The organism is Delftia sp. RIT313, from assembly GCF_000632165.1.
Taxonomy (GTDB): Bacteria; Pseudomonadota; Gammaproteobacteria; order Burkholderiales; family Burkholderiaceae_C; genus Comamonas; species Comamonas acidovorans.
This window is the reverse complement of sequence record NZ_JFYT01000117.1, coordinates 1-11,303: the sequence shown is the minus strand read 5'-3', so window position 1 is coordinate 11,303 and position 11,303 is coordinate 1. Positions and strand designations below refer to the sequence as shown.

Annotated in this window: 9 protein-coding genes; 8 read left to right on the top strand and 1 reads right to left on the bottom strand. The window is 68.7% G+C overall.

Features of this window, described 5'->3' with window-relative positions:
• The 3 genes from tolA to prfH form a co-directional block, all read left to right on the top strand.
• On the top strand, positions 1-899 hold an 899-nt coding region (tolA, locus tag BW39_RS29545; protein ID WP_043825922.1), incomplete at its 5' end, for a cell envelope integrity protein TolA.
• Between the two features lie 399 nt (positions 900-1,298).
• Positions 1,299-2,453 (top strand): RNA ligase RtcB family protein, encoded by a 1,155-nt coding sequence (locus tag BW39_RS29540; RefSeq protein ID WP_043825919.1) that lies wholly within the window; start codon positions 1,299-1,301, stop codon positions 2,451-2,453.
• Positions 2,444-3,043: a peptide chain release factor H gene (prfH, locus tag BW39_RS29535; protein ID WP_043825917.1), complete on the top strand. Its 600-nt coding sequence runs from the start codon at positions 2,444-2,446 to the stop codon at positions 3,041-3,043. Before BW39_RS29540 ends, prfH begins: the two co-directional genes overlap by 10 nt.
• Positions 3,044-3,053: 10 nt before the next feature.
• Here the strand turns inward: prfH and BW39_RS29530 are convergent, their stop codons facing one another.
• Positions 3,054-3,824 carry a sulfite exporter TauE/SafE family protein gene (locus BW39_RS29530; RefSeq protein ID WP_012204377.1) on the bottom strand — a complete coding sequence of 257 codons (771 nt, stop codon included), beginning with the start codon at positions 3,822-3,824 and terminating at the stop codon, positions 3,054-3,056.
• A 144-nt stretch (positions 3,825-3,968) separates the two neighbouring features.
• On the opposite strand from BW39_RS29530, the gene BW39_RS29525 reads away from it, so the two are divergent.
• From BW39_RS29525 to BW39_RS29505, 5 genes are all read left to right on the top strand, one after another.
• Positions 3,969-4,880, top strand: a complete 912-nt coding sequence (locus tag BW39_RS29525; protein WP_043825914.1) for a LysR family transcriptional regulator — start codon at positions 3,969-3,971, stop codon at positions 4,878-4,880.
• 21 nt (positions 4,881-4,901) lie between these two features.
• Complete coding sequence (trhP, locus tag BW39_RS29520) at positions 4,902-6,290, top strand: prephenate-dependent tRNA uridine(34) hydroxylase TrhP (protein WP_043825912.1); 1,389 nt, start codon at positions 4,902-4,904, stop codon at positions 6,288-6,290.
• Positions 6,291-6,412: 122 nt separating this feature from the next.
• Complete coding sequence (locus BW39_RS29515) at positions 6,413-7,282, top strand: hypothetical protein (protein ID WP_012204374.1); 870 nt, start codon at positions 6,413-6,415, stop codon at positions 7,280-7,282.
• Between the two features lie 32 nt (positions 7,283-7,314).
• Positions 7,315-8,760, top strand: coding sequence for an aminotransferase-like domain-containing protein (locus tag BW39_RS29510; RefSeq protein WP_043825909.1), 1,446 nt, complete (start codon positions 7,315-7,317; stop codon positions 8,758-8,760).
• A gap of 248 nt (positions 8,761-9,008) precedes the next feature.
• Complete coding sequence (locus BW39_RS29505; RefSeq protein ID WP_043825908.1) at positions 9,009-11,171, top strand: TonB-dependent receptor family protein; 2,163 nt, start codon at positions 9,009-9,011, stop codon at positions 11,169-11,171.
• The last annotated feature ends 132 nt before the right edge of the window (positions 11,172-11,303 follow it).

Genomic DNA, 11,303 nt, shown 5'->3' with positions numbered 1-11,303 from the left:
CGCCACCGCCGCCGCCCGCGCCCGTGATTGCGCCGCCCCCACCTCCCAAGCCGCAGGCCGTGGACGACGACCGCGAGGCCGAGATCGCGCTGGAGAAGAAGCGCAAGATCGAGCAGCAAAAGAAGGAGCGCGCCGAACAGGCCGCCCGCGAGCAGCGCGAGAAGGAACGCCAGGAGCGCCTGGACAAGGAAAAGGCCGACAAGGCGGCCAAGGACAAGGCCGAGCGCGAGAAGGCGGAAAAAGCCGAGAAGGACCGCCGCGACAAGCTCGAGCAGCAGAAAAAGGACAAGGCCGAGCAGGACCGCAAGGAACGCCTGGAGCAGCAAAAGAAGGACAAGGCCGAAAAGGAAAAGGCGGACAAGGAAAAAGCTGCCAAGGACAAGGCCGAGCGCGAGAAAGCCGAGAAGGCCGACAAGGAAAAGGCCGCCAAGGCCGAAGCCGAGAAGAAGGCCGCCGAGGACAAGCGCAAGAAGGAACAGGCCGCCAAGGAGGCCCGCGAGGCCAAGGAAGCCGAGGCACGCCGCCTGGAGAACATCCGCCGCATGCAGGGCCTGGCCGGCAGCGGCGGCTCGGCCGGCGAAGGCGCAGGTGGCAGCAAGAGCGGCGGCTCGGGCAGCTCGGCCGGAGGCCCCTCGGCCGGCTATGGCGCCAAGGTGGCCGCGCGCGTCAAGCCCAACATCGTCTATCCGGACGCCATCAGCGGCAACCCGCGGGCCGAGGTGCGCGTGCGCACCGCGCCCGATGGCACCATCACCGGCGCCACCATCGCCAAGTCCAGCGGCAACAAGGCCTGGGACGATGCCGTCATCCGCGCGCTGCAAAAGACCGAGACGCTGCCGCGCGACATCGATGGCCGCGTGCCTTCGGACCTGGTCATCGGATTCCGCCCGCAGGACTGAACGGGCACAGGCCCTTCATCAAAAAGCCCCGCCGGTACCTGCCTGCGGGGCTTTTTCCATCTTGCGTTGTATGCAATCCGCCACGCGCCTGCGACTTCGCTTGCGGCACCGGCCGCTTGTCCCTAGCATCCCCGTCTTTGCCGCATTCGCGGCACCCGTCCACCATCGCAAAGGAGAGAACCCATGTCCCATTCGACACGTCCCTTTGCAGTCGTGCACGCTTGAAGCCCTAGCGCCTCCAGGCCACGCTGCAGACCTGATTCCCGGCCCCGCAAGAGGCCCGGCTTTCGGCTGCGCGTGCGCTTTTCCTGATGCCTGTCCATCGAGCTTGCGGCGACTGCCCATTGCGCATTCCGCATCTGCCGGAATGTGCCCCAAGCACTCGATCGAAAGCCATTCATGGGCAATTCCCTTTCGGACACCTACATTGAGGTGTTCGCCAACCGCGGCGTCTGGATTGAAGACGCCGCCATCCAACAACTTCAAACTACGGCCCGCAACCTGGCCGGCATGCGCGCAGCCGTGGGCCTGCCCGACCTGCACCCGGGCCGGGGCTACCCGGTAGGGGCAGCCTTCTTTTCCGTGGGCCGCTTCTACCCGGCCCTGGTCGGCGGCGACATCGGCTGCGGCATGTCGCTGTACAGCACGGAGCTGGCGGCGCACAAGACCTCGGCCCCCAAGCTGGAAAAGGCGGTGGGCAACATCGACGGCCCCCTGCCCCAGGAACTGCTGGACGCCGTGGACATGCAGCAGCTGGAGCACATCGCCCAGGCCAGCGGCGTGGCCGACCTGGCGTATCTGCAGGACAGCCTGGGCACCATTGGCGGCGGCAACCACTTTGCCGAACTGCAGGTGGTGGACACGCTGTACGAGGACGGCGCGCTCGACAGGAAACGCGTGCACCTCATGGTGCACAGCGGCTCGCGCGGGCTGGGGGGCGCCATCCTGCGCGCCCATGTGGAGGCCTTCAGCCACGACGGCCTGGCCGCCAGCAGCGATGCCGCCACGCAGTACCTGCGCCAGCACGCGGCCGCCATCGCCTTCGCCCAACTGAACCGCGCCAGCATTGCGGCACGCCTGCTGCGCGCCCTGCGCACGCGCGGCCAGGCCCTGCTGGACATCACCCACAACCACGTGATCGCCCACCACTGGCGCGGCGAGGATGGCTTTTTGCACCGCAAGGGCGCCACGCCGGCCGACCAGGGGCTTGTGGTGATTCCGGGTTCGCGCGGCGACTACAGCTACCTTGTGCGGCCCGTGGCCGGGCGTGACGAGGCACTGCACTCGCTGGCACATGGCGCGGGCCGCAAGTGGGCACGCACCGATTGCATGGGCCGCCTGCGCCCGCGCTTCACGCTGGACGAGCTGCTGCGCACCCAATTCGGAAGCGCCGTGGTCTGCGCCGACCGCGAACTGGTCTACGAGGAGGCACCCCAGGCCTACAAGGACGTGGACTCCGTGGTCGCCAGCCTGCAGGAAGCCGGCCTGGTGCAACTGGTGGCGCGGCTGCGCCCCCTGCTGACCTACAAGAAGGGAGCCATGCAATGCTGCTGATCCAGCTGACCGCATCCCACGGCCCCGCCGAGTGCGAGCATGCCGTGCGCCTGACCCTGCGCGAGCTGCTGCGCGACTGCGCCGCCAGCGGCATCGCCGTGGAGGTGCTGGAGGAAACACCCACGCCGGCCGGCTACAAGTCCGTGCTGCTGCGCTGCGAGGGCGACACGGGCCTGCTTCACGGCACGCTGGGCGCCTGGCTGGGCACCATCCAGTGGGTCTTCGACAGTCCCCTGCGCCCCCACCACCCGCGCAGGAACTGGTTTGTTGCCGTGCAGAAGTGCGAGCCGCCCCGGCAATTGCCGGCAGACGGCGAAATCGTCTTCCAGGCCTGCAAGGCCTCGGGCAAGGGCGGCCAGCATGTCAACACCACGGACTCCGCCGTCCATGCCCTGCATGTGCCCAGCGGCATCTCGGTGAAGGTCATGAGCGAGCGCAGCCAGCACGCCAACAAGCGGCTGGCACGCGAGGTGCTGGCCCTGAAGCTGGCGCGCCTCAACGCGCAGGGCGAGGGCCAGGCCCGGCGCTCGCGCAGCCAGCAGCACTGGGAGGTGGAGCGCGGCAGCCCCGTGAAGGTGTTCCGCGCCTGAACGCCCGGAGCTAGCCCCTGGCGCACATGTAGATGCCCAGGGCCAGCAGGCCCAGCATCAGCACGCGCTTGAAAACCTGGGGCGACAGCGACTGGCGCAGCCGCTCGCCCCAGGCCATGCCGGCCAGGGCGGGCAGCAGCATCAGCGCGGAAACCAGGGCCGTGGCACCCCAGCCCGTCCAGGACGAAGCGGCATGGCCCGGCCCCTGCGCCAGCGCCATGCCCGCGCCCAGCGCCAGCGTGGACACCGTGAAGCACAGGCCCATGGCCTGCATCAGCGCCTGCCGGCCCAGCGCCAGCGATTGCAAAAAGGCCACGGCCGGCACCACGAACACGCCGGTCAGCGCCGTGATCCCGCCCGTCAACAGACCGCACAACAGACCCAGCCAGGCCTGATGCCTCTGCGGCAACTGCAGGCCCGGCCCCCACAGGCCCCACAGGGCATAAATAACCAGGGCCACGCCCAGCGCCGTGCGCGCCACGGCGGCCTCGCCCACCGGGCCCCACCACAGCATGCCGCCCACCGTGCCCGCGACAATGCCCAGCTGCATCCAGCCCAGGCGCCGCAGCAAAGGCCGCAGCGATGGCATGGGCCGCATCTGCACCACATTGGTCACCAGGGACGGCAGCAGCAGCCAGGCCGCCGCCTGCCCGGCCGGCATGAACAGCGCCAGCAGCGCCATGGACACCGTGGGCAGGCCCAGGCCCACCACTCCCTTGACGACACCGGCCAGCCCGAACACGGCCACCGCCGCCGCCAGCACCCACCACGCATCCCACATCACGGCCACCCTGCACTTTCACTGACCTGGCTCAGGCCTTTCCTGAACCTCATGGCGCCATGCTCGTGCACCACCGCAGGGATCACAATCGGGAATCTTCAAACCAAGGCTCAGGCATGGCCTGATCCTTCAGCACCACAGTCCATGCGATTCGACCTCACCGACCTGCAGCTGTTCGTCCATATCCTCGACTGCGGCACGCTTACGGCGGCGGCCGGGCGGGCGCACATGACGCTGGCCTCGGCCAGCGAGCGCGTGCGCGGCATGGAGGCGCAACTGGGCTGCGCCCTGCTCGCGCGCCAGGCGCGCGGCGTGCGGCCCACGGCGGCCGGCCACACGCTGGGCCAGCATGCGCGTGACGTTCTGGCCCGGATGCAACGCCTGCGCGGCGACATGGCCGAGTACGGCGCGGGCCTGGCCGGGCATGTGCGCGTATGCGGCAACACCTCGGCCGTGAGCGAGCACCTGCCGCTGGCCGTGGCCGGATTCCTGCGCGGCCATCCGCGCGTGGCGCTGGAGCTGCAGGAATGCCGCAGCGCCGAAGTGCTGGACCGGCTGCGCCAGGGCCTGTGCGACATCGGCGTGGCCAGCGATGCCCAGGACCTGCGCGGCCTGCAGGCCACGCCCTGGCGCCCCGACCCGCTGGTGGCCGTGCTGCCGCGCGCCCACCGCCTGGCCCGACGCAAGCGGCTGGCCTTGCAGGACCTGCTGACCGAAGACTGGGTAGGCCTGCCGCACGATGCCGCCCTGCAGGTGCTGGTGCGCCAGCAGGCTGCCTTGCTGGAAGGGCCGTCGGGAGGGCAGTTGCGCTGGCGCGCCCAGCTGCAGCACCTGGACAGCATCTGCCAGCTGGTGGGCCAGGGCGTGGGCGTGGCCGTCATGCCCGCGGCAGCCGCGCAGCGCCTGGCCCCGGCCAGCGGCGCCCGCGCCGTGCCCTTGAGCGATGCCTGGGCCCGGCGCCAGCTGCTGCTGTGCACGGCCCGTGAAGACCAGTTGCCCGCCCATGCCAGGCAGTTGCTGGAGCATCTGCAAGGGCTTAGCTCGCCTGAGCCTTAGCGAACCATGTTGGAAAGCGCTATGCAGGACAATACGGGGATCATGACCCTCAAAGCCCCCGAACTGCTGCTGCCGGCCGGCTCGCTCGACAAGATGCGTGCGGCCTACGACTTTGGCGCCGACGCCATCTACGCCGGGCAACCCCGCTACAGCCTGCGCGCACGCAACAACGAATTCCGCCTCGAACAGATCGCCCAGGGCATCTCCGAGGCGCATGCGCGGGGCAAGAAATTCTTCGTCACCAGCAACCTGATCGCCCACAACGACAAGGTGCGCACCTATATCCGCGACATCGAGCCCGTGATCGAGTGCAAGCCCGACGCGCTAATCATGGCCGACCCCGGCCTGATCATGATGGTCAAGGAAAAGTGGCCCGAGACCGAGGTCCATCTCTCGGTGCAGGCCAACACCACCAACTGGGCCACGGTGAAGTTCTGGCAGAAGGCCGGCGTCTCGCGCATCATCCTGTCGCGCGAGCTGTCGCTGGACGAGATCGAGAAGATCCGCCAGGAATGCCCGGACATGGAGATCGAGGTCTTCGTGCACGGCGCGCTGTGCATCGCCTACTCGGGCCGCTGCCTGCTGTCGGGCTACTTCAACCGGCGCGATCCCAACCAGGGCACCTGCACCAATGCCTGCCGCTGGGACTACAAGACGCATGACGCGGCCGTGGACCCCAATACCGGCGAGGCCCTGGCCCAGACCCTGGAGCAGGACTTCAGCTTCGAGAAGGCCCGCGAGGAAGCCGACAGCCAGTTCACCAGCACCTGCGGCGACGGCGCGCGCCACCCCAAGGCCGAGCAGGTCTACCTGCTGGAGGAAAAGGGCCGCCCCGGCGAGCTGATGCCCATCATGGAAGACGAGCACGGCACCTACATCATGAACTCCAAGGACCTGCGCGCCGTGGAGCATGTGGAGCGCCTGGTGAAGATCGGCGTGGACTCGCTCAAGATCGAGGGCCGCACCAAGAGCCTGTACTACGTGGCCCGCACGGCCCAGGTCTACCGCCGCGCCATCGACGATGCCGTGGCCGGCCGCCCCTTCAACCCGCACCTGATCACCGAACTCGAAGGCCTGGCCAACCGCGGCTACACGGGCGGCCTGCTGGAGCGCCGTCCCTCGCAGGACTACCAGAACTACGAGACCGGCCACTCGGTGCTGCAGCGCAGCCACTTCGTGGGCGAGGTGCGCAGCTATGCCGACGGCATGGCCGAGGTGGAGACCAAGAACCGCTTCTCGGTGGGCGATACGCTGGAGATCATCCACCCGCAGGGCAACCGCCAGGTGCTGCTGGAGAAGATGTTCAACCTCGACGGCGAACCCGTGCAGGTCGCCCAGGGCAACCCGATCCGCGTGCGCATTCCGCTGGATGCGCCGGCCGAGGGTGCGCTGATCTCGCGCCTGCTGTGAAGCCGGGGCGCAGGCCGCCCTGCTCTTCTTGCCCGTGATTTTTTCCTGGCGGCTGTCCAGGGCCATTGCTGCAATGGCCCGGAGCGGCCGCCGTTCCTTTCATTCCTCATTTCTGCACTGCCATGGACATCGTCGTCAACGAAGAACTCAAGGCCTACATCGACCCGCTGACCCCCGATGAACTCGACGCGCTGGAGCGCAGCATCGTGGCCGAAGGCTGCCGCGACGCGCTCGTGCTCTGGAACGACCTGCTCATCGACGGCCACAACCGCTACGCCATCTGCCAAAAGCACGGCCTGCCCTTCAACACCGTGCAGGCCACGCAGTTCAAGAACATGGACGACGTGCACCTGTGGATGATCGACCAGCACCTGGGCCGCCGCAGCGTGTCCGACTTCCAGCGCGGCGTGCTGGCGCTGCGCAAGCGCGAGATCATTGCCACGCGCCGCTCGGCCGCCGCCGCCGCCGTGATGGCCGCCAAGGCCGATGCGCCCCAGGCCGAGGGTGAAGCCCCCTGGGAAGGCGAGACCGACCCCGTGGTCGCCGCCGCCCTGGCCAGCGTGGCCAAGGTGCCCGACGAGGCCCTGGACACGCGCGAGGCCCTGGCCCGCGTGGCCCGCCTGTCCAGCAGCCAGGTCAAGCTGATCGAGACCATCCAGCAAAAGGCCGCGCCCGAAGTGGTGGCCGCCGTGCGCTCGGGCGACATCTCGCTGAGCACCGCCGCCGTGGTCGCCAGCCTGCCCGTGGACGAGCAGCAGGCCGTGGCCGCCGCAGGCGCCGACGAACTCAAGCAGGCCGCCAAGCGCGTGCGCGATGCCAAGAAAAAGCCCAAGGCCGCCAAGCCCGAAGCCGAAGCGGCCGACGGCGAAGGTGCGGCCGTGACCGCCTCGCCCGAGGAACTGCAGCAGCGCGTGAACGAACTCGAAGCCGAGAACGAGCGCCTGCGCCAGCAGATCAAGGCGCTGCAGGAACTGCTGGCCGAGCAAGGCTGAAGCGGCGCCCGCACCCAAGCACGCACGCCGCCATGACGCGCTACCAGGAGCTGGCCGACGATATCGAGGCATCCATCACCGCAGGCGTTCTGTGCCCAGGTGACAAGCTGCCCTCGGTGCGCCAGACCAGCGAGCGGCGCGGCGTCAGCGCCTCCACGGTGTTCCAGGCCTACTACCTGCTGGAGGCGCGCGGCCTGGTGCGCGCGCGCGAGCGATCGGGCTACTTCGTGGCCCAGCGCCCGCGCAGCGCGCCGCCCGAGCCTACCGAGCCGTCTTCGCCCGAGGGCGACAGCTTTGCGGTGGTCGATGTGAGCGAGCGCGTGTTCGAGGTGCTGGAGTCGGCCATGGACCGCGATGTCGTGCCCCTGGGCTCGGCCTTTCCCTCGCCGGGCCTGTTCCCGCTGCGCCGCCTGGGCCAGTGCCTGGCGCATGCCGCGCGCGAGGCAGACCCGCGCAGCGCCATCGACGACCTCACGCCCGGCAGCCTGGCGCTGCGCCGCCAGATCGCACGCCGCTACCTGGCCGACGGCCTGGCGCTGACGCCGGCCGATCTGGTCATCACCAACGGTGCGCTGGAGGCTCTGAACCTGTGCCTGGCCGCCGTCACGCGGCCCGGCGGCGCCGTGGTCATCGAATCGCCCTGCTTCTATGGTGCGCTGCAGGCGCTGGAGCGCATGGGCCTGTCGGCCATCGAAGTGCCCACCCATCCGGGCGAGGGCATGGACCTGGCTGCGCTGGAGGCAGCACTGCAGCGCCACCGGCCCCAGGCCATCTGGCTGATGACCTGCTTTCAGAACCCGCTGGGCAGCCTCATGCCCGAAGCGCGCAAACGCGCGCTGGTGGAGCTGGTCACGCGCCACCGCGTGCCGCTGATCGAAGACGATGTGTACGGCGAGCTGTACTTCGGCGAGCGCCGCCCGCCGCCGGCCAAGACCTTCGACACCGAAGGCTGGGTGCTGCACTGCAGCTCGTTCTCCAAATGGCTTGCGCCGGGCTGGCGCACGGGCTGGGCCGCGCCGGGGCGCTTCACGCGCGCCGTGGCCCGGCAAAAGCTCACCACCACGCTGGCCACGAATGCACCCACCCAGCAGGCGCTGGCCGACTACCTGGAAAGCGGCGGCGCCGACCGCCACCTGCGCCGCCTGCGCCAGAGCCTGGCCCTGCAGCGGGACCACATGGCATCGGCCATTGCCCGACACTTTCCACAAGGCACGCGGGCCACGCGGCCCGAGGGCGGCTACTTCATGTGGATAGAGCTGCCGCCGTACTGCAATGCGCTGGCCCTGCACCGCGCGGCGCTGGCGCGCGGCATCAGCGTGGCGCCGGGGCCGATCTTCTCGGCCTCGCAGGCCTTCGGCCACTGCCTGCGGCTGAACTACGGCCATGACTGGAGCGACGAGACCGGGCAGGCCCTGGCCACGCTGGGTGAGCTGGCCCGCGCAATGCAGCCCCTTCCAACAGCAACAGCAGCAAGGTAAGCGCCCGCTGCGCTGGCAGCACCTACTGCGCTGTAGCGCCCGGGCAACGCGGCCCGGCACAGCTGCTGTCAGCCTGGTGCAAGCTGGATGATTCTCATTTAGACTCGCACCCCGAACCGGCATCGCCGCCATGCATGCTGACCGGTCCTTGTCTCCTGCTTCCGCCTCGCCCGCCGCCACGCGTCCTGCAGCCTGCCAGCCGACCCTTCAGCGCTGCACCAATCCCAGAGGCACAAAGGAAGTTTTCCATGGTTTCCAGCAATCACTGCGCCACGCTCACACGCTGCGCGGCCGCTGTCGCCGCCGCCCTGCTGTCGCTGCAGGCGTCGGCACAGGCGCCATCCCCCGCCACCACCGCACCCGAGGCCGGCCTGTCCGCCATCACCGTCACGGGCAACTGGCTGGATAACCCCACCGAGGAAAAGGTGCTGGACCATGCCGGCGCGCGCACCATCGTCGAACGGGCGCGCATCGAGGAAACCGGCTCCTCCAGCCTGCGCGACGTGCTGCGCCTGGTGCCCGGCGTGCAGGTGCAGGACAGCAACGGCACGGGCGGCAGCGATGTGTCGCTGAACATCGGCGTGCGCGGCCTGACGGCGCGCCTGTCGCCGCGCTCGTATGTGCTGATGGACGGCGTGCCCGTCTCCTACGCGCCCTACGGCCAGCCCCAGCTGTCGCTGGCGCCCGTGTCGCTGGGCAACCTGGAGTCGGTGGACGTGATCCGCGGCGCGGGCTCGGTGCGCTACGGCCCCCAGAACGTGGGCGGCATCATCAACTTCGTCACGCGCGCCATTCCCAAGACCTTCGCGGCCGAGGCCTCGGTGGGCACCGAGATCTACAGCCACGGCGGCAATGCCAAGACCACGCCCAGCCTGTTCGTGGGCGGCACCAACGAATCCGGCCTGGGCCTGGCCCTGCTGTACTCGGGCACGCATGGCGACGGCTGGCGCGCAGGCAATGACAAGACCGACATCGACGACATCCTGCTCAAGGGTGCCTACCGCATCTCGGCCCAGGACGACATCGCCGTCTCGCTGCACCACTTCGAGGGCTCGGGCCGCATGCCCGGCGGCCTGACCACGGCGCAGTACGCGGCCGACCCGTTCCAGTCCACGCGCTCCTACGACAGCTTCGACGGCCGCCGCACCGATGCCTCGTTCAAGTACAACCACAAGGACGGGCGCAACAACTTCGAGGTGCTGGGCTACTACGTGGACTCGTTCCGCGGCAGCTACATCGAGCAGGACAACGCCAACCAGCGCCGCCTGACGGCCGCGCCGCGCAGCTACCACTACTTCGGCATCGAGCCGCGCTACTCGCGCCTGTTCGAGACCGGCTCCGTGGTGCAGGAAGTCAGCGTGGGCTACCGCTACCTCAAGGAAAGCAGTTCCGAGGTCGCGCTGCGCACCGCCTACTACAACCCCGCCACCATGGCCAATGCCATGGCCCTGCCGATCACGCCCTACCAGACCAGCCAGGGCGGCACCACGGCCCATGCCTTCTATATCGATGACCGCATCGACATCGGCAACTGGACCATCACGCCCGGCGTGCGCTACGAACGCATCAACTCCTTCAACAACGTCAGCAACCTGGGCGCCGACGGCAGCACCGTCACCAGCCAGCTGTTCCCCAAGGCCGATGCAAGCGAGTTCCTGCCCACACTGTCCGTGCTCTACCGCATGAATGCGCAGTGGTCGCTGTTCGCCAACGCGGGCAAGTCCTTCGGCCCGCAGCAGTACGCACAGCTGGCCCAGACCGAGCGCGGCCTGCATCCCGAATCGGCCAAGACCTATGAGGTGGGCACGCACTACAACAGCCCGGCGCTGAACGCCGAGCTGACGCTGTTCAACATCGACTTCGACAAGGAACTGCTGCTGACCCGCGTGGGCGTGGACGGCATCTGGACCGACCTGGGCGCCACGCGCCACCGCGGCATCGAGTCCTCGCTGCGCTACGACCTGGGCCAGTGGAATGCCGCGCTCAAGGGACTGACGGCGGGTGTGTCCTATACCTATACCGAGGCCGTCTCGCGCGCTGGCGATTTCGCGGGGCGCGACCTGCCGCTGTACTCGCGCCACACGGGCCAGCTGTGGGCGCGCTATGCGCTGGGACAGTGGACGCTGAATGCGGACCTGGCCGCGCAATCGAAGCAGCGCTCTCCGGGGTCGGGCACGCAGTATGTGACGCAGGAAGATGCTGCGGGGCGGCTGGGTGATATTCCCGGGTTTGCGACCGTGGGCCTGCGTGCGGGCTATGACTTTGGCAAGTCGCTGAGCAATCTGCGGGTGGCCGTGGGGGTCAAGAATCTGTTCGATCGCAGGTACTACACGCGGTCTACGGACAACAACGGGGGCAAGTATGTGGGGATGCCTCGGACGTTGTATGTGCAGGGGACGTTGCCGTTCTGAGGCTTTGGTTTACGTGGGTCTGTTTTTGACCCTGCCGGGTGGTATTTTTCTGAGGCCGGGTCTCGGCCCGGCGGCCGACTGCCCTTTCTTGATTCGCCAAGAAAGGTCAGATCAAAGAAGGCGACCCGAATG